Source organism: Sphingomonas sp. MA1305 (genome assembly GCF_016107325.1).
Lineage (GTDB): Bacteria > Pseudomonadota > Alphaproteobacteria > Sphingomonadales > Sphingomonadaceae > Sphingomonas.
The window spans coordinates 342,547-361,068 of record NZ_RCVT01000002.1; the positions used below are offsets into that span (position 1 = coordinate 342,547).

The window sequence follows — 18,522 nt, forward strand, 5'->3', positions numbered from 1 at the left end:
GCGGCAACGGGATCATGGTTCCGCCGCTGTGCCGACCCGATAGTCGGGGGTAAAGATCAGTTCGCCGGCTTCTGGACGTCGACGGTCGGCACGGCGACGGTCTTATTCTCGGTACCGACGCTGACCCGCGCGACGTCCGCCTTGAACTGCGGCGCCTGGACCACGGCCGGGCGGGTCTGGTCGATGTTGATGAAGCCGAAGTACATCAGTGCGATCACCACCAGCGCGATGATCCCGACCAGAGCGAGCAACGTACGCATTCCGGCACCCCTTCCCTAAAATGGTTCACGGGCGTAACAACGAGTCCGTCCGACGCCGGTTGCATCGCACGTCGCCATGACCGCAACGCGACGGCCAGGTTGACGAAATGCCCATCAACCGCTATCGGCGCCGACTTTCCGGGCAACCGGAACCCGAAGCGAAATTCAGGATCAAAGCGATGTCGCGCATTTGCGAGCTGACCGGCAAGGGCCGGCAGGTGGGTCACAACGTTTCCCACGCCAACAACAAGACCAAGCGGACGTTTCTGCCCAACCTGCAGAACGTGACGCTGATCTCGGACGCGCTGGAGAAGAGCGTGCGCCTGCGCGTCTCGACGCATGGCCTGCGTTCGGTCGAGCACAATGGCGGCCTCGACAACTGGCTGGTCAAGACCAATGACGACAAGCTGTCGCTGCGCTGCCGCCGTCTGAAGCGCGACATCGTCAAGAAGCTGTCCGCCGCTCAGGCGGCCTAAGCCTCCTTTCGACCGACACGCCCGATCGGCCCGCCGTTCAACACCGGAACGGCGGGCTGTCGGCGTTTGCGGCAAGCTCGACGACTAGCGCGGATCGAGCCGGAACTTGAGCAGCAGCGTGCGCTGCAGCAGCGACTGATTGTCATCGGAGACGATCCAGATGATCGTCGCCCCGCCCTCGCGGCTCACCGCGATGCCTTCGAAATTGTCGTGGATCAGCGGCGCATCGAGATAGGCGAGCGTGCGACCCCGGGCGATCGCCCCGGCATGGATCTGCGCGGCGGATATCAGCGCCAGCCGATTGTGAAAGCGGTAGGGCAAACGGAAGTCGCGTTCGAGCACCAACAGGTCGCCGTTGGGCAGCGCGGTGGCATCGGCCGGATCGAACCTCCCCTCCGGTGCATAGGCGAAGAAGGACGGCGCACTGCCAAGCGTCGGATCGCCGGCGAAGATCAACGCATCGCGGGTGCGCAGCCGGTCGCGACGCGAACCATGCCAGCGACTCGGCGGCACATGCCCGGTCTCGCTGATCGTGACGAATCGTCCGTCGGGTAGGCGGGCGAGCGATTCGGGACCACCGTTGACCGGCCAATTCTTCATCGCCGGCGGGTTGCGCCAGCGCTCTGCGCGCGCGAAGCCAGGGGCATAGCGCCAGATCGCATTGTAATTCTCATAGCCGATCCACGACCGGCCGGTCGCCGGATCGAGCACCAGCGATTCGGTGTCGCGGTCGCGCTTGTCCCAGCCGATACCCGGACCGGCTGGCAGGTTGCGGAATGCCAGCGCCCGCGGGCGCCAGTCTCCCCCCATCGTGAAGGCGACGACATTGCCGCCGTCGCTCAGCAGGGTGAAACGGTCACCCACCACCGCCAGCGACGAATAGCCGCCGAACGCCGGATCGAGGCTGCGCAGGACGACACCGCCCAGATAGGTCAGCGCTCCGAGGCGGGTGCGGCTCGGATCATGCGGGTCGAGCGCGACCCTGCTCGCGATCAGCTGGGGACGGTCGCCGAGCAAGGCCAGCCGCGGCTCGCCGGTCCAGCCGGGTACGACCAGCGATACCGCCAGGATCACGAACAGGATGCGTACCACCGCCCTCATAGGCCAGCCTCATAGGCAGCCGGGCGCGGGGCGAAAGCCTGAACGCGCGATAACGCACGCATTCAGGGTCGGCTCAACGCGAATCGAGCAAAAGCGCATCATCGACGACGGAATGGCGCCTTGGCCCGACCCGCCGCCGAAGTCGAAACGAACACGGGAGAAGACCCATGCTGAAGACCCTGAGCCTCGCCGCTGCCGCGCTGACCATGACCGCCGGCGCGATCGTTCCCGCCGCCCCCGCTGCCGCGCAGCGTTACTATGGCGACCGTTATTACGACCGCGGCTATGGCGACAACCGCGGCTATTATCAGGACCGCGTCTATCGCGGCGACCGCGGCTATTATCGCGATCGGGGCGACCGTCGCTGCAACAGCGGCACGACCGGCACCATCGTCGGCGCGATCGCCGGTGGCCTGCTCGGTCGCACGATCGATACCCGCGGTGACCGCACGCTCGGCACGGTGCTCGGCGCCGGTGCCGGTGCCCTCGCCGGCCGCGCGGTCGAGCGCTCGGATCGTCCCGGATACTGCCGCTGAACCGGCAGTCAAAGTCTCCCGCGTAGCGTAACGGGGGCGGGGGTCGGCTCGCGAGAGCCGGCCCCTTTGTGTGACGGCGGTGTCGCCGTCAGTACATGTGCTGGCCGCCGTTGATGCTGAGCGTCGATCCGGTGACGAAGCCTGCCTCTTCCGAGCAGAGGAAGGCGACGCCGCGCGCGATTTCGCTGGCCTGACCGAGCCGACCGACCGGGATGCGCGCGACGATCTTTTCCAGCACGTCGCCCGGCACCGCAGCGACCATGTCGGTGTCGATATAGCCCGGCGCGATCGCGTTGACCGTCACACCGAACCGTGCGCCCTCCTGCGCCAGCGCCTTGGTGAAGCCGTGGATGCCGGATTTGGCGGCGGCGTAATTGACCTGGCCGTACTGCCCGGCCTGACCGTTGATCGAGCCGATGTTGACGATCCGCCCCCATTTGCGCTCGCGCATGCCGGCGAACACCGCCTTGGCCATGTTGAAGCAGCCGCCGAGATTGGTGTCGATCACCTCTTTCCACGCCTGATAGTCCATCTTCAGGATCGTGCCGTCACGGGTGATGCCGGCGTTGTTGACGACGATGTCGATTGGGCCGACCTCTGCCGCGACGCGCGCGCAGCCGTCCTGGCAGGCGTCGTAGTCGGCGACGTCCCAGCGATAGGCGGCGATGCCGGTGCGATCGGTGAAGGCCTTGGCGCGCTCCTCGTTGCCCGCATAATTGGCGACGACGGTCGCGCCGGCGTCCTTGAGCGCCAGGCTGATCGCCTCGCCGATCCCGCGCGTTCCACCCGTGACGATCGCCACCCGTGCCATCAGAACCTCTCCCGTATCGGTGCTATCCTGACGCTACGGCCGCCGTGGCTAAACGGCAATGGCGCGGGCCGTAACTTTCGATGTCCGACGCGAGGTTTACGCCCAGCCCATCAATTCGCGGGCGAGCAGCGCCTGCAGCATCGCCAGGCCGACCGCGCTGTCGTTGAGGCAGGGCAGATAGGCGAAGCGCTCGCCGCCCGCCGCCTCGAAGCTCTCGCGGCCGCGGATCGCCAGTTCCTCCAGCGTCTCGATGCAATCGGCGGAGAAGCCCGGCGCGACCACCGCGACCCGCCTCACGCCCTTGCCCGGCAGCGCCGACAGCGTCTCGTCGGTCGCCGGCCCGAGCCACTTGGCGCGGCCGAAGCGCGACTGGAAGGCGACGACCACCTCGCGCCCCAGCGCCGCGCCGAGCAGCCGGCCGGTCTTCTGGCAATGGCAATGATAGGGATCGCCGAGCTCGAGCGTCCGCTGCGGCATGCCGTGGAAGCTGACCAGCAGCGCGTCCGGCGTGAAGTCGAGGGCGGCGAGCTGCGCCTCGACCGACGCCTTGAGCGCGTCGATATAGGCGGGGTCGTCATAATAGGGCGGCAGCGTCCGGATCGCCGGCTGCCAGCGCATCTCGGCGAGCGCGGCGAAGGCCTTGTCATTGGCGGTGGCGGTCGTCGCGGCACAATATTGCGGGTAGAGCGGGGCGAGCAGGATACGCTCGCAGCCCTGCGCCTTGAGCGCGGCGAGCCGGTCGGCGATCGCCGGATTGCCGTAGCGCATCGCCCAATCGACGACGACGTTCGATCCGAACGCACCGGCCAGCCCGGCGGCCTGGGCGCGGGTGATCGCTGCGAGCGGCGAGCCGTCCTCGCGCCAGACCAGGCCGTAAGCGTGGGCGCTCTTCTTCGGCCGGGTGGTCAGGATGGCGCCGCGCAGGATCGGTTGCCAGAGCAGCTGCGGGATCTCCACCACCCGCGAATCCGACAGGAATTCCGCCAGATAGCGCTTCACCGACTTGGCGTCGGGGCCGTCGGGCGTACCGAGGTTGATCAGCAGCACGCCGACCTTGCGCGGCGGAATGGCGGGGTGGTCGGCGGGGGGCAGCATGACCACGCCTATACGCGCCGGCGCCCGGCTTGATCCAGCGTCGCGGCGCTCAGGCGCGCAGCGGCAGGTGGCGCCAGCGCCGGCCGGTGGCGGAGAAGAGCGCATTGGCCACCGCCGGCGCGACCGGCGGCACCGCCAGCTCGGCGACGCCGCCCGCCTCTTCGTCGGAGCGGATCAGCTCGACGTTGATATCCGGCGAATCGGCGAGCCGCGGCAGGCCAAGCGCGCCGAGCCGGCGGTGCGTCGGCAGGCCGGCAGCGATCGGGCACGACGCGCCGAGCGCCATCGCCAGCCCGTCGAGCAGCCCGCCCTCGATCTGCTGCAGCACCAGATCCGGGTTGACCATCCGCCCGCAGTCCACGGCGGCGACGAGCCGGCCGACACGCGGCCGTCCTTCGGCCAGTTCCGCCTCCGCCAGCACCGCGACGAAGCTGCCGCGGAAGGCATGGCAGGCAATGCCCTGGCCGCTGCCCGGTCCACCGCCGTCCCAGCCGCCCAGCGCCGCCACCGTCGACAGGCAGCGCGCCAGCCGCGCATTGCCGCCGAGCATGCCGATCCGGTAGGACAGGGGTTCGGAATTGGCGGCGCGGGCGAGCTCGTCGAGGAAGCTTTCGGTGAAGAAGCAGGTGTAGCCGTGGGCGCCGCCGCGGACGTGGCCGGTGCGCAGGGCGAGCTCGGCCGGATGATGGTCGATCGCCACCGCCGGGATCGCATAGGGCGGCATCGCGCCGGCCACCGCATAGCGATCGGCATGGCCGGCGCCGCTCGCCGCGGTGACGAAGCCCGACGGCAGCAGTCGCGCCGCCAGCGCGCGGCCGGTCGCCGGTGCGGCGATCTTCGCGCCCCAGGCGGCGATGGTGCCGTTCGCCGCCAGCCGTGCCGACAGCCTGGCGCGGGCCGGGGCGCGCATCGTGTCCTGCACGATCTCCTCGCCGCGCGACCAGCTGAGGCAGACCGGCCGCTTCAGCCGCATCGTCAGCAGCGCCGCCTGCTCCGCCACCCGCGGGTCAAAGGTCGCCGCGGAGCGCCCGCCGGCGAGCGTGACGTGGACGACCACCGCCCCCTCCGACAGGCCCGCCGCCCGCGCCGCCGCGGCGCGCGCCACCGCCGGCGCGCCGGTCGCCAGCCACAGTTCCAGCCGGCCGTCGCGATAGGCGGCGGTGGCGCTCGGCGTCTCCGGCGCGGCGTGGAGCGCGGGAGCGGCGGCATAATCGGCGGTGATCACGCCGCCCCCCTGCAGCCGGTCGCCGACCGTGCCGATCCGGCCGAGCGCCGCGCCCTGCCGCGCCAGCGCCGCGTCGAGCGCGGCGGCGATCCCGGCATCGTCGACCGCCGGCCCCGGCGTCGCGAAGCGTGGATGGATCGCGGCCAGCGCCCGCTCCGCCGCCCACCAGGTCGTCGCCGCGACCGCCACCCAGCGCGGATTCTCGACCACCGCCAACACGCCGCGGATACGGTCCGCCGCGGCGCGATCGAGCCCGACCAGCCGGCTGTCGCCGATCGGTCCCTGGCGGATCGCGGCATGGACCATGTCGGGCAGGCGGATGTCGCCGGCGAAGCCGGCCGAGCCGTCGACCTTGGCGGGCACGTCGAGCCGCGGCACCGCCCGCCCCGCCAGCCGCCCCGCGCCCTGCACCCCGAGCGGCAGCGGTTCGGGCAGGCTCTCGGCCGCCGCCGCCGCGGCGAGCTCGGCGAAGCGCAGCCGCTGGGTGCCGTGACGGACGAAGCCGCCCTCGGCGACGCAATCCGACCAGCCGACGTTCCAGCGCGCCGCCGCCGCCTTGCAGAGCAGCGCCCGCGCCGCCGCCCCCGCCTCGCGCGCGCCCTCCTCGAACATGCGGATCGAGGTGGAGCCGCCGGTCAGCATCAGCGTCGCGCGCTCCGCCAGCGTGTCGCGCAGCCGCTGCGGCACGCGGTCGAACTGCCCCTCGAACAGCTCGGTCAGCGCGAGCGGATTGGCGTAGAGCGGGTTGAGCGGCGCCGGCTCGACCGCGATCGTCCGCCAATCGGCGCCGAGCTCGTCGGCGACCAGCTGCGGCAGCGCGGTGTAGACGCCCTGGCCGTGCTCCAGCTGCGGCACCGCGACGGTGACATGGCCGTCGTCGCCGATCTTCAGCCACGCGCCGAACAGGCTCTCGCCCGGCGCGGCGGCGAGATTGGGCTGGTAGCGGCGCGGCCATAGCGCCCAGGCGACGACGAGCCCGACGCCCGCGCCGCCGCCGACGATCACCCCGCGCCTGCTGATCACTGCCATGCCCGCGGCTCTACCGGTGTGCGGCGGTGGTGGGAAGGCGTTGCGGGAGCATGGCTTTGCGGCGAGTCTTGACAGATTTGACGCCTGACGCGGATGGTTTCGCTCCCGGTCGCGAACGATTGTTACACGGAGACCCGAAAAGTCTCAAAGGTCGCACCTCTACGCGAGGGCGCGACAGAAGAAATCTGGACGATCAAAAGAGCGGTCGAAATCGGCTGAGTCTAGCGACGGCCCTGTTTGTAGGACAGCGATAATTGAGGACCGGCTGCGTCTGTAGCCTGCCCTCGCCCCTAACACGCGGGCCTGAGTAGTTACCCTTCGTCCAGCATGATCCTTCCCGCTTCCCCCTCCCCGACCTTTAGTTTTGAGAGAATGCAACCAGGAATAGGTTTTTGGAAGCACGCCGTCAGGATCGACGTGGCTGAGCCGGCCTTGCCGGCTTCCCCACGAAACCTTTGTTTTCGGGAAGCCGCAAACGTGAAAGTCGTGTAACCGAACGGTATGCCAAATCTGCCCAACATGTAGCCCATATCACCGCGTGACTAATTGGGAATGGACCTAATGAATGATGCCTCTGTGGTTGAGCGTTTCAATTGCGCCGAACGCATCCCGCGGCACCGCTTTCAAATTAACGATTGGGACTTGTCGATCCAAGAGTTAACAACGGGGTTGCGTCCTAGCATCACATACCTCCGGGACTACACAAAGTTTGCAATTTCTAGCGAGGATGGCAGAAATATATTCTCCAGCTGCTGCTCTTGGCGAATGGGGGACCTCACCTCAGAAGAGGAGAAGCGCTACGCCGATTTAGATATCGTCGCGGCAATAACTTGGTCCACAGGGTGGTCAACACTTTTTGAGTCGAAGCGGCCGCACGCCGGACTGACAAAGGACTTCATTATTGACTTCTTCCATTTTTACAAGCGCATCGTGGGTAAGGGGAAGAGGGTTGGCGACTCTTGGAAGGATATTTTAGTTTACGTGGAACTATCGAGAAACGATTAGCTGCAGCCGGCGAGGCGTCGGCTTTCGCGAAACACCGTCGTATTGGGAAAGCAGGCCGCACGCGATCCGCTCCCTTCCAACCCACGGCCCGACAGGCTCCCCTCAGGCCGCCGCCGCCAGCGCCCGGTACGTGTTGCGTAGCGACACCTTGTCGATCTTCTCCGTGCCCAGCCGCGGCAGCGCGACGGCGGAGAGCCAGATGCGCGTCGGCACCTTGAAGGCGGCGATGTGTTCGCCGAGGAAGGCGCGGAGCGCCGCCTCGTCGACGCCCCCACCCGCTCCTTCCCCCTCGCGCAGGTGGACGACCGCGCCCGGCACCTCGCCATAGCGTTCGTCGGCGAGGCCGAACACCGCCGCCTCCGCCACCGCGGGGTGGGCGTAGAGCGCGGCCTCGACCTCCTGGCAGGCGATGTTCTCGCCGCCGCGGATGACGATGTCCTTGGCGCGGTCGACGATGAAGACATAGCCGTCGTCGTCGAGATAGCCGAGGTCGCCGGTGCGAAAGAAGCCGTCGGCGGTGATGCAGGCCGCGGTCGCCTCCGGATTGTTCCAATAGCCGCGGAAGTTGCAGATCGAGCGGATCGCGATCTCGCCCCGTCCGCCCTGCGGCAGGCGCGCGCCGGCCTCGTCGAGGATGGCGATCTCGACCAGCGGCGCCGACGGGCGGCCGGTGCTCGCCGGCTTGTTGAGATAGTTGGAGCGCCAATTGCCCGCGCCGACGGCGTTGGTCTCGGTCAGGCCATAGCCGATGAGGGGGGCGGGCCCGCCCAGCTCCTCGTTGAGGCGGCGGACGTGTTCCACCGGGCGCGGCGCGCCGCCGGCGGCGAAGTCGGTGACGGTGCTGAGGTCGAAGCGGTGGCGCTCGGGATGGGTGAGAATCTCGAAGCTCATCAGCGGCACGCCGACGAAATAGGTGACCTGTTCCGCCTCGATCAGGCGCATCGCCTCCAGCGCATCCCATTTCGGCATCAGCACCAGCTTGCGGCCCATGGCGAAGCTCTGCAGCATCACCGTCACCTCGGCGGTGACGTGGAACAGCGGCAGGGTGAGCAGCGTCGCCGGCTGGATGGTCGGCGCATTGCCGTCGGCGGTGGCGATGGCGAGCATCATCAGCGCCTGCGACAGGAAGCTGAAGGTGCCTTGCACCACGGCGCGATGCTGCGACACCGCGCCCTTCGACTTGCCGGTCGAGCCGGAGGTGAACAGGATCGTCGCATCGTCCTCCGCCCCGACCGCGGGCAGAGCGGTGTCGGCGACGTCGCGGGCGATCACCGGCTCCAGGGCCTGGGCGAGCGGCAGCCGGTCCTCGATCGTCACCATCGCCGGCTTGACGCCGGGGGCGGCGGCGATCCGCTCGGCGCGCGGCCCGTCGGCGACGACCAGGGCGCAATCGACCGCAACGATCGCCTCGCCCAGTTCCTCCGCCTGCCACCAGCCGTTGAGCAGGGTGGCGACGCCGCCCGCCATGACGATGCCCATGTAGAGGACGATCCACGACGGCGAGTTGCGCATCGCGATGCCGACCCGGTCGCCCTTGCCGATGCCATAGCCGGCGACGAGGGCGCGGGCGACGCGCTGCGCCAGCGCATAAGTTTCGGCGAAGCTCAGCCGCTCCGCGCCGGCGACGATCAGCGTCTTGTCGGCATGTTCGGCGCAATAATGGGCGAAATAGAGCGGCAGGCTGGGCGGTGCCGCGGCGATCGCGGGCAGGCTGCCCCAGGGGCGCTCCACCTTCGTCAGCGCCAGCATGCCGCCGGGCGCGGTCAGCGCGGCCATGGTCGCATCCATCCGCTGGTCGAGTTCGGTCCGCATCAAACCTCTCCGCTTGGTCTTATCTGTTTGCGCCACTATGCAGACGGCAAAGCCCTGGGGGAAGCCCGTGATCCTGTCCGTCCTCGCCGCCGCTGCCGCACCCGCGGCCGGCCACATCCGTTTCGACGACCTCGGGCTGCACCCCGACGTCTTCTCGATCGGCGTCTTCACGCTGCGCTGGTACAGCCTCGCCTATATCGCCGGCATCCTGATCGGCTGGTGGTATCTGTTGAAGCTGCTCGCCCAGCCGGGCGCGCCGATGGCGCGGCGCCATGCCGACGACCTCGTCTTCTACGCGACGCTCGGCATCATCCTCGGCGGGCGGATCGGCTATGTGATCTTCTACGCGCCGGAGATGATCCTGCACCCGATCCGCATCCTCAGGCTGTGGGACGGCGGCATGAGCTTCCATGGCGGGGTGATCGGCACCTCGATCGGGCTGATCCTGTTCGCGCGCAAACACGGGCTCAACTGGCTGCGCGTGCACGACTATATCGCCTGCTGCGTGCCCTTCGGCCTGTTCTTCGGGCGGCTCGCCAATTTCGTGAACGGCGAATTGTGGGGCAAGCCGGCGAACGTGCCTTGGGCGATCGTCTTCGACCGGACCGTGCCGTTCGGCGTGCCCGAGCCGGCGCGCCACCCGAGCCAGCTGTACGAGGCGGCGCTGGAGGGCGTGCTGCTGTTCGCGGTGCTCGCCTTCGCCTTCTGGCGGACCAAGGCGCGCTACCAGCCGGGGCGGCTCACCGGCCTGTTCGTACTCGGCTATGGCATCGCACGCTTCACGGTGGAATTCTTCCGCGAGCCGGACGCGCAGTTCCGCGGCACCTTCATCGAGGCGACGCACATCCATATGGGCCAGTGGCTGTGCGTGCCGATGATCGCCGGCGGCCTGTACCTGATGCTGACCGCGCCGAAGCGCCGCGTACGGGTGGAGCCGACCTGGGGGACGGAGAGCGTGGCTTAGGGGGGGCTCGCCCGCGCTCGAAAGACCGAGGGCGCCTACGCTCCCAAACGTCATCCCGGCGGAAGCCGGGACCCATGGTGGCGATGGCCTCGCGGGTTAGTGCGCTACGGCAGCCGCGCCGGGTCCATGGGTCCCGGCTTCCGCCGGGATGACGAATGGGTGGGCTCCTCCCGGCTCACTTCCGTCCTTCCCGCGCAGGCGGGAGGCCGGAGGCGCGGCCGGTGCGACCCAAGCGGGGACCTGTGCGTCTGGATCCCCGCCTGCGCGGGGATGACGGTAGCGGCGGGAGTGAGAGTGCCCTTGCGCCGCGCCCCCTGCGCCGTCATTTCGTCGCGCGTGACGCTTTCTTCTCCCCCCGACGACGGCCCCCTGCCCGAGCGACTCGCGCGCGCGATCGCGCTCGCCGGGCCGATGCCGGTGTCGCAGTTCATGGCGGCGGCCAATGCGCATTATTATGCGACGCGCGATCCGCTCGGGCCGGGCGGCGATTTCGTCACCGCGCCGGAGATCAGCCAGATGTTCGGCGAGCTGGTCGGCCTGTGGTGCGCCGATTTGTGGGACCGCGCCGGCCGGCCGGAGATCGCCTGGGTCGAGCTGGGGCCGGGCCGCGGCACGCTTGCCGCCGATGCGCGCCGGGCGATGGCGCGTGCCGGGCTGACGCCGCCGGTCCATCTGGTCGAGACGAGCCCGACGCTGCGCGCGGCGCAGGCGGAGCGACTCGCCGACGCGCACTGGCATGATTCGGTCGAGACGCTGCCGACCGACCGGCCGCTGATCGTCGTCGCCAACGAATTCTTCGACGCGCTGCCGATCCGCCAGCTGATCCGGCGCAGCGATGCGTGGCACGAGCGGCTGGTCGCCTGCCAGGATACGTTGTTCCTGCCGATCGCTGGCAAGCCGGTGCCGGGCGAGCTGCTGCCCGAGCGGCTGCGCGACGCCCCCGCCGGTGCGATCCTGGAAACGTCGCCGGCGGCGGTCGGCATCGTCCGCACGCTCGCCGGCCGGATCGCCGGCCAGGGCGGCGCGCTGCTCGGAATCGACTATGGCTATGAAGGGCCGGCGCTGGGCGACACGCTGCAGGCGGTGCGCGGCCACGGCTTCGCCAATCCCTTCGACACGCCGGGCGAGGTCGACCTCAGCGCCCACGTCGATTTCGCCACGCTCGCCGCCGCGGCACAGGCAGCGGGCGCGGTCGCCTGGGGACCGGTCAGCCAGCGCGACCTGCTCGGCCAGCTCGGCATCGACGCGCGGACCAGCGCGCTGGCGCGGGCGACGCCGGAGCGGCAGGGGCAAGTGCTCGCCGACCGCAACCGGCTGATGGGCGAGATGGGCGAGCTGTTCCGCGCGCTGGCGCTGACGCAGCGCGACTGGCCGGTGCCGGCGGGATTCGGCGCATGAGCGCGACCTTGCGCCCGGCGCGCGCCGCCGACGCGCCGGCGGTCGCCGCGCTGATGCGCGACTGTTTCACCGCGACCTTCGGGCATCTCTATGCGCCGGAAGATCTTGCCGCCTTCCTCGACGGGCTGACGCTGGAACGCTGGCGCGCCGAGATCGCGGACGCCGCCTTCGCCTTCCTGCTCGCCGAGGAGAATGGCCGGCTGGTCGGTTTCGCCAAGCTCGGGCCCCATTCGCTTCCCGTGACTCCGACGGGCCCGATGATCGAGCTGCGGCAATTGTACCTCGCCGCCGACCAGCATGGCCGCGGCCTGGCGCAGGCGATGATGGATTGGGTGATCGCCACCGCGCGGCAGCGCGGCGCGGGCGAGCTGTTCCTGTCGGTCTATGTCGACAATCACCGTGCCCGGCGCTTCTACGAACGCTACGGGTTCGAGACGGTCGGCCGCTACGACTTCATGGTCGGCAACCATCGCGACGAGGACGATCTGATGCGGCTGGCGCTGTGACCGCGAGCGATTCGAACGGGGTGGAGGTGATCCGCGCCCGCGCGCTTGGCGCGGTGCCGCACGGCTTCCTCGGGCGGCGCGGCGGCGTGTCGGAGGGCGCCACGGCGGGCCTCAACGTCGGGTTGGGGTCCGCCGACGATCCGGCGGCGGTGGCGGAGAACCGGCGTCGCGCCGCGGCCGCAGTGCTGCCCGGCGCGACGCTGGTCACGCCCTATCAGGTCCATTCCGCCGATGCGCTGGTGGTGACCGCGCCCTGGGACGAGGCGGCGCGGCCGCGCGCCGATGCGCTGGTCAGCGACCGGCCCGGACTGCTGCTCGGCATCCTGACCGCGGATTGCGCGCCGGTGCTGTTCGCCGATCCCGCCGCCGGCGTAGTCGGCGCGGCGCATGCGGGGTGGAAGGGGGCGCTGGCCGGCGTCACCGATGCGACGCTGACCGCGATGGAGACGCTCGGCGCCGACCGCGGCCGGATCGTCGCCGCGATCGGGCCTTGCATCGCGCGGGCGAGCTACGAGGTCGACGATGCGTTCCTCGCGCGCTTCGCCGCCGCCGATCCGGCCAACGAGCGCTTCTTCGTCGATGGCCGGGCGGGGCATCACCAGTTCGACCTCGAGGCCTATGTGGCGCATCGTCTCGCCGCGGCGGGGGTTGTGCGGGTCGAGGCGCTGGGGCTCGACACCTATGCCGACGAGGATCGGTTCTTCAGCTTCCGCCGTGCGACGCATCGGAGGGAGGCGGATTACGGGCGGCAGATCAGCGTGATCGGGGTCGCGAATTAGGTTCGCGCGAAGACGCGAAGACGCGAAGAAGAAGGATGTTGGCGCGGAGGACGCGGAGGTGTCCCGCGTTGGGAGCGGCACCGATTCATCAATCTGGCGAAGGAGGGGCCGCTGTCGCGGCAAGCGCATCATCTCTGCGTCCTCCGCGCCTCCGCGCGAACCAAAATCTTCGCGTCTTCGCGTAAACTGCGATGTCAGCCCACCTCGCCCGACACCGGCTTACGCCGGGACGACGAGCGGACGAGGACGGACCGCGCGGCAAACTGGTATCCTCCGTTACGATCCGGCGTTATGCTCCCGCATCACAAGGAGATGACGATGCCGAACCGCGAGACCGAAGCCGACATGACCGGCGTGCCCGCGCCCGACGCCGGCCCGACCACGCCGAAGACGATCGCCGGCCGCAAGCTGAAGCCCTCGACGCTGATGATGGGCCATGGCTTCGACCCGGCGCTGTCGGAAGGATCGCTCAAGCCGCCGATCTTCCTCACCTCGACCTTCGTCTTCCCCAATGCCGCCGCCGGCAAGCGCCATTTCGAAGGCGTCACCGGCAAGCGGCCGGGCGGTGCCGAGGGCCTCGTCTATTCGCGCTTCAACGGCCCCAATCAGGAGATTCTCGAGGATCGCCTGTCGGTGTGGGAAGAGGCGGAGGACGCGCTCGCCTTTTCCAGCGGCATGGCGGCGATCGCCACGTTGTTCCTGTCGATGGTCAAGCCGGGTGACACGATCGTGCATTCGGGTCCGCTCTATGCGGCGACCGAGACGCTGATCGCGCGCATCCTCGGCCGGTTCGGGGTGCATTGGCTCGACTTTCCGGCGGGCGCGACGCGCGCCGAGATCGACGCGGTGCTGGGCAAGGCGGCGAGCGGCAACGTCGCGCTGATCTATCTGGAAAGCCCCGCCAATCCGACCAATGCCCTGGTCGACGTCGAGGCGGTGCGCGCCAGCCGCGATGCGATCTTCGCCAACAGCCCGGCCAAGCCGCCGATCGCGATCGACAACACCTTCCTCGGGCCGCTCTGGTCGAAGCCGCTGCAGCACGGCGCCGACATCGTCGTCTACAGTCTGACCAAATATGCCGGCGGCCATTCCGACCTGGTCGCCGGCGGCGTGCTCGGCAGCAAGGAGCACATCAACACGATCCGGTCGATGCGCAACACGATCGGCACGATCTGCGATCCCAATACGGCATGGATGCTGCTGCGGTCGCTGGAAACGCTGGAGCTGCGCATGAGCCGCGCGGGCGAGAATGCCGCCAAGGTCTGCGCCTTCCTGCGCCAGCATCCCAAGGTCGACAGCATGGGCTATCTCGGCTTCATCGAGGATGCGCGCCAGAAGGACATCTACGACCGCCATTGCAGCGGCGCCGGCTCGACCTTCTCGCTGCTGGTCAAGGGCGGCGAGGCGGAGGCGTTCCGCTTCCTCGACGCGCTGAAGATCGCCAAGCTGGCGGTCAGCCTGGGCGGCACGGAGACGCTGGCGTCGCATCCCGCGGCGATGACGCATCTGTCGGTGCCGGAGGCGCGCAAGCAGGCGCTGGGCATCACCGACAATCTGGTGCGCATCTCGATCGGCGTCGAGGATGCCGACGACCTGATCGCCGATTTCGACCAGGCGCTGGCGGCGATCTAAGGGCCACGCCCCGGCCAGCCGCGTCACCCTCACCCTTCCCATCGCCGCTGGCGATGGGCCCCTTCCCTCTCCCATCGGGAGAGGGAGGGAGGCGCGTCGCGCCGGAAGGGTGAGGGTGATCCCGCGGGAAGAACCTTGCCCATCCGCCGCACCGCAGCGATGATGGCGCGGATGACCGATCTCGCGACCTTCTGCACCGGCCTGCCCAAGGCCGAACTCCATCTGCACATCGAGGGCAGCCTCGAGCCCGAGCTGATGGTCGCGCTCGCCCGGCGCAATCGCGTCGCCATCCCCTTCGCCAGCGTCGAGGAGGTGCGCGCCGCCTATCGCTTCACCGACCTGCAGAGCTTCCTCGACATCTATTACGCCGGCGCGGCGGTGCTGCTCACGGAAGAGGATTTCCGCGACCTCGCCGTCGCCTATTTCGATCGCGCCGCCGCCGACGGCGTCACCCACGCCGAGATCTTCTTCGATCCGCAGACGCATACCCACCGCGGCGTCGCCTTCGACACGGTGATGCGCGGTCTCACCGCCGGCATCGCCGAGGCGGAGGCGCGGCACGGGATGAGCGTGGGGCTGATCATGAGCTATCTGCGCCATCTCGACGAGGAGGATGCGCTGACGACGCTGCGCCTCGCCGAGCCGTGGCTCGATCGTTTCGTCGGCGTCGGTCTCGATTCCTCCGAGCTCGGCAACCCGCCCGCCAAATTCGCCCGCGTCTTCGCCGCCAGCCGCGAGCGCGGGTTGAAATTGTGCTGCCATGCCGGCGAGGAGGGGCCGCCCGACTATGTCCGCGAGGCGCTGGACGTACTCCAGGTCGACCGGATCGATCATGGCAACCGCAGCCTGGAGGATCCCGCGCTGGTCGCGCGGCTGGTCGCCGAGCGGATGACGCTGACCGTCTGCCCGCTGTCCAACGTCGCCTTGCGCAACGTCGATCGGCTGGCGGCGCATCCGATCGACCGGATGCTCGATCTCGGCCTGCGCGCGACGATCCATTCCGACGACCCGGCCTATTTCGGCGGCTATATCGCCGAGAATTTCCGCGCGACGGCGGCGGCGCGCGACCTGTCGCACGCGCAGTTGGCGACGCTGGCGCGCAACAGCTTCCTGGGATCGTTCCTGCCGGCGGATACGATCGCGCGCCACGTCGCGGCGGTCGACGCCTATGTGGAAGGGGCTGCCTGATGCCGGTGTTCACCCCGATCGGCCATGACGCCTTCGTCGCCGACGTGCGCGCACTCGCGGCCGCGCTGGGCGCCGACGCCGGCTGGCGGGCGGATTACCTGATCGGCATCGGGCGCGGCGGGCTGGTGCCGGCGGTGTACCTCAGCCACGCCACCGGCCTCGCGACGCTGTCGTGCGACCTGTCGAGCAACGTCAAGGATTTCGCCGACGACGTGCTGGTCCGGCTGGCGACGCGGGCGGGCGCCGGCGAGCGCCTGCTGTTCGTCGACGACATCAACGATTCGGGCCGGACGATCGGACTGCTGCGCGACAAGCTCGCCGCGGCCGGGGCGCCGGCGGCGCATATCCGCTTCGCGACGCTGATCGACAATGTCGTCTCCGCGCAGCGCGTCGACTATCGCGCCCGCACGATCGACCGCACCACGACCAAGGACTGGTACGTCTTCCCCTGGGAAGCGGTCGCGCCGCAGGCGGCGATCGAAGACGATGCGGCCGAGGTGCCCGACCGCATCGCCTGACGCATCAGCCGTCGCTGACGCGTTCGATGTCGGCGCCGACCGCGGACAGTTTCTCTTCCAGCCGCTCGTAACCGCGGTCGAGATGGTAAACGCGGCTGACCGCGGTTTCACCCTCGGCGACAAGCCCAGCGAGGATCAGGCTCATCGACGCGCGCAGGTCGGTCGCCATCACCGGTGCGCCGACCAGCGCGCTCTTTCCCTTCACCACCGCGGTACGGCCGTGCACCTGGATGTCGGCGCCCATCCGCGCCAGTTCGGGCACGTGCATGTAGCGGTTCTCGAAGATCGTCTCGGTCAGCACGCTGGCACCGTCCGCCTGGGTCAGCATCGCCATGAACTGCGCCTGCATGTCGGTCGCGAAGCCCGGGAAGGGCGCGGTCGACAGCGTCACGGGCGTAAGCGGCGCGTCGGCGGCGACCTTGATCCCGTCGCGCGTCTCGGTGACGGTCACCCCCGCTTCGCGCAGCGCGTCGACCGTCGCCTGCATGTCGCTGGCGCGCGCGCCGACCAGTTCCAGCTCGCCGCCGGTGATCGCCGCGGCGCAGGCGTAGCTGCCCGCCTCGATCCGGTCGGGCATCACCGCATAGGTGGCGCCGTGCAGCCGGTCGACGCCCTCGATCTCCAGCGTCTCGGTGCCGATGCCGTCGATCCGCGCGCCCATCGCGACCAGCAGGTTGCACAGGTCGACGATCTCCGGCTCGCGCGCCGCATTCTCGATGACGCTGGTGCCGCGCGCCGTCGCCGCGGCCATCAGCACATTCTCCGTCGCGCCGACCGAGACGACCGGGAAGCGGTAGCGGCCGCCGGACAGCCGCCCGCCCGGCGCGGTCGCGGTGACATAGCCCGCCGCCATCTCCAGCTCGGCGCCGATCGCCTCCAGCGCCTTGAGGTGGAGGTCGATCGGCCGGTTGCCGATCGCGCAGCCGCCGGGCAGCGACACCCGCGCCTGGCCGGCGCGCGCCAGCACCGGGCCGAGCACCAGGATCGAGGCGCGCATCTTGCGCACGATGTCATAGGGTGCCTCGGTGCTGGTCAGCATGCCGGCACGGATCGTCATCACTCGGCCGAAATCCTCCGGCCGCGTGCCCTGGATCGCGGTCGAGGCGCCGAGCTGGTTGAGCAGATGGCCGAAGCCGTCGACGTCGGCGAGCCGCGGCAGGTTGCGCAACGTCACCGGTTCGTCGGTGAGCAGGGCGCAGGGCATCAGCGTCAGCGCGGCGTTTTTGGCGCCGGAGATGGGCAGGCGGCCGGACAGGCGATGGCCGCCGCGGATAAGGATACGGTCCATCGGATGGCGTCTAGGCGCTCCCCCGCGCACTCGCAACAGACCCGAGCGGTTCCTTCGCCGGTACGAGTGCGAAATGACCCTTGATCGATTTTAATGCAGCAATCTTGGCCATTTGCTTTGTGCGGTCGGCAAGGTTTTGGGGGTTCCAACAGCGTGGCCAGCTGCCTCGCCGCACGTGTCGGCGAACTGATCGACTTGTCCGAGAGCGAGACGGCGGCGCTCGACCGGCTGGAACAGCGCGAACGGCAATTGCGCCGTGGCGCGGTGCTGCTGCGCGAGCACGACCGGCTGAGCGAATTGTTCGTGGTCAAGCGCGGGACGATGATGAGCTATGTCATCCTGCCCGACGGCAGCCGCCAGATCCTGCGCTTCCTGTTCCCCGGCGATCTGATCGCCATGGCCAGCCTGGTCTATCGCAGCTCGCCGGAGACGGTGATGGCGCTGACCGAATGCGCGGTCGCCCCGCTCGAGCGCGGCCTGATCGCCGAAGTGATCGGCCAGCATCCGCGGCTCGCCGCCCTGCTGATCGCGCTCGACCAGATGGAGCGGGTGGCGCTGACCGACCGCCTCGCCGGCCTTGGTCGCACCTCGGCCAAGGCGCGCGTCGCGGCGCTGCTGATCGAGATCCGCAACCGGCTGCGCGTGCGCGACGGCCGGGTCGACGATGCCTTCGTCCTCGGCCTGACGCAGGAGGAGATCGGCGACGCCACCGGTCTGACCGCGGTCCATGTCAACCGGATGCTGCGCCAGCTGGAGGACGAAGGGCTGATCGCACGCGATGGCGGGCGCTTCACCTTCGTCAACGAGAACGGGCTGATGCGCGCCGCCAACCATGTCGAGCGCGGCGCGGGGGTCGACCTCGCCTGGCTGCCCGCCGGGCGCTAGAGCCTCGTCCCCGC

At 69.4% G+C, this 18,522-nt stretch carries 17 protein-coding genes; 10 read left to right on the forward strand and 7 right to left on the reverse strand.

Annotation, left to right across the window (positions count from 1 at the left end):
* Positions 1 to 56: 56 nt before the first annotated feature.
* The gene (locus D9601_RS09540; RefSeq protein WP_198353767.1) at positions 57 to 260 is read right to left on the reverse strand and encodes a hypothetical protein; all 204 of its coding nucleotides are present in this window, start codon (positions 258 to 260) and stop codon (positions 57 to 59) included.
* Between the two features lie 179 nt (positions 261 to 439).
* Here D9601_RS09540 and rpmB point away from each other — a divergent pair, with 179 nt between their 5' ends.
* Positions 440 to 736 (forward strand): 50S ribosomal protein L28, encoded by a 297-nt coding sequence (gene rpmB / locus D9601_RS09545; RefSeq protein WP_198354441.1) that lies wholly within the window; start codon positions 440 to 442, stop codon positions 734 to 736.
* Positions 737 to 820: 84 nt separating this feature from the next.
* Here rpmB and D9601_RS09550 read toward each other — a convergent pair whose 3' ends face one another.
* Positions 821 to 1,837, reverse strand: a complete 1,017-nt coding sequence (locus D9601_RS09550; RefSeq protein ID WP_198353768.1) for an esterase-like activity of phytase family protein — start codon at positions 1,835 to 1,837, stop codon at positions 821 to 823.
* A gap of 167 nt (positions 1,838 to 2,004) precedes the next feature.
* Between D9601_RS09550 and D9601_RS09555 the strand changes: the two genes are divergently transcribed.
* Entirely contained in the window at positions 2,005 to 2,373 is a 369-nt protein-coding gene (locus D9601_RS09555; RefSeq protein ID WP_198353769.1) for a glycine zipper 2TM domain-containing protein, read from the forward strand.
* Positions 2,374 to 2,461: 88 nt separating this feature from the next.
* Here D9601_RS09555 and phbB read toward each other — a convergent pair whose 3' ends face one another.
* From phbB to D9601_RS09575, 4 genes are all read right to left on the reverse strand, one after another.
* Positions 2,462 to 3,184, reverse strand: coding sequence for an acetoacetyl-CoA reductase (gene phbB / locus D9601_RS09560; RefSeq protein ID WP_198353770.1), 723 nt, complete (start codon positions 3,182 to 3,184; stop codon positions 2,462 to 2,464).
* A 96-nt stretch (positions 3,185 to 3,280) separates the two neighbouring features.
* Entirely contained in the window at positions 3,281 to 4,279 is a 999-nt protein-coding gene (gene hemH / locus D9601_RS09565) for a ferrochelatase (protein WP_198353771.1), read from the reverse strand.
* A gap of 49 nt (positions 4,280 to 4,328) precedes the next feature.
* Positions 4,329 to 6,533: a molybdopterin cofactor-binding domain-containing protein gene (locus D9601_RS09570; RefSeq protein ID WP_198353772.1), complete on the reverse strand. Its 2,205-nt coding sequence runs from the start codon at positions 6,531 to 6,533 to the stop codon at positions 4,329 to 4,331.
* Between the two features lie 1,107 nt (positions 6,534 to 7,640).
* Complete coding sequence (locus D9601_RS09575) at positions 7,641 to 9,350, reverse strand: class I adenylate-forming enzyme family protein (RefSeq protein ID WP_198353773.1); 1,710 nt, start codon at positions 9,348 to 9,350, stop codon at positions 7,641 to 7,643.
* A gap of 67 nt (positions 9,351 to 9,417) precedes the next feature.
* On the opposite strand from D9601_RS09575, the gene lgt reads away from it, so the two are divergent.
* The 7 genes from lgt to D9601_RS09610 all read left to right on the forward strand — a co-directional run bounded on the left by lgt (position 9,418) and on the right by D9601_RS09610 (position 16,335).
* On the forward strand, positions 9,418 to 10,314 hold the full coding sequence (gene lgt, locus D9601_RS09580; RefSeq protein WP_332837963.1) for a prolipoprotein diacylglyceryl transferase: 897 nt from the start codon (positions 9,418 to 9,420) through the stop codon (positions 10,312 to 10,314).
* Positions 10,315 to 10,725: 411 nt separating this feature from the next.
* On the forward strand, positions 10,726 to 11,712 hold the full coding sequence (locus D9601_RS09585; RefSeq protein ID WP_232474121.1) for a class I SAM-dependent methyltransferase: 987 nt from the start codon (positions 10,726 to 10,728) through the stop codon (positions 11,710 to 11,712).
* Positions 11,709 to 12,218: a GNAT family N-acetyltransferase gene (locus D9601_RS09590; protein ID WP_198353775.1), complete on the forward strand. Its 510-nt coding sequence runs from the start codon at positions 11,709 to 11,711 to the stop codon at positions 12,216 to 12,218. Before D9601_RS09585 ends, D9601_RS09590 begins: the two co-directional genes overlap by 4 nt.
* Positions 12,215 to 12,997 (forward strand): peptidoglycan editing factor PgeF, encoded by a 783-nt coding sequence (gene pgeF, locus D9601_RS09595; protein WP_198353776.1) that lies wholly within the window; start codon positions 12,215 to 12,217, stop codon positions 12,995 to 12,997. Before D9601_RS09590 ends, pgeF begins: the two co-directional genes overlap by 4 nt.
* 318 nt (positions 12,998 to 13,315) lie before the next feature.
* Entirely contained in the window at positions 13,316 to 14,629 is a 1,314-nt protein-coding gene (locus D9601_RS09600) for a cystathionine gamma-synthase family protein (RefSeq protein ID WP_198353777.1), read from the forward strand.
* A gap of 171 nt (positions 14,630 to 14,800) precedes the next feature.
* Positions 14,801 to 15,817 carry an adenosine deaminase gene (locus D9601_RS09605; protein ID WP_198353778.1) on the forward strand — a complete coding sequence of 339 codons (1,017 nt, stop codon included), beginning with the start codon at positions 14,801 to 14,803 and terminating at the stop codon, positions 15,815 to 15,817.
* Positions 15,817 to 16,335, forward strand: coding sequence for a phosphoribosyltransferase (locus D9601_RS09610; RefSeq protein ID WP_198353779.1), 519 nt, complete (start codon positions 15,817 to 15,819; stop codon positions 16,333 to 16,335). Before D9601_RS09605 ends, D9601_RS09610 begins: the two co-directional genes overlap by 1 nt.
* 4 nt (positions 16,336 to 16,339) lie before the next feature.
* Here D9601_RS09610 and murA read toward each other — a convergent pair whose 3' ends face one another.
* Positions 16,340 to 17,623 (reverse strand): UDP-N-acetylglucosamine 1-carboxyvinyltransferase, encoded by a 1,284-nt coding sequence (gene murA, locus D9601_RS09615; protein ID WP_198353780.1) that lies wholly within the window; start codon positions 17,621 to 17,623, stop codon positions 16,340 to 16,342.
* Between the two features lie 153 nt (positions 17,624 to 17,776).
* Between murA and D9601_RS09620 the strand changes: the two genes are divergently transcribed.
* Positions 17,777 to 18,508, forward strand: a complete 732-nt coding sequence (locus tag D9601_RS09620; protein WP_332837964.1) for a Crp/Fnr family transcriptional regulator — start codon at positions 17,777 to 17,779, stop codon at positions 18,506 to 18,508.
* The last annotated feature ends 14 nt before the right edge of the window (positions 18,509 to 18,522 follow it).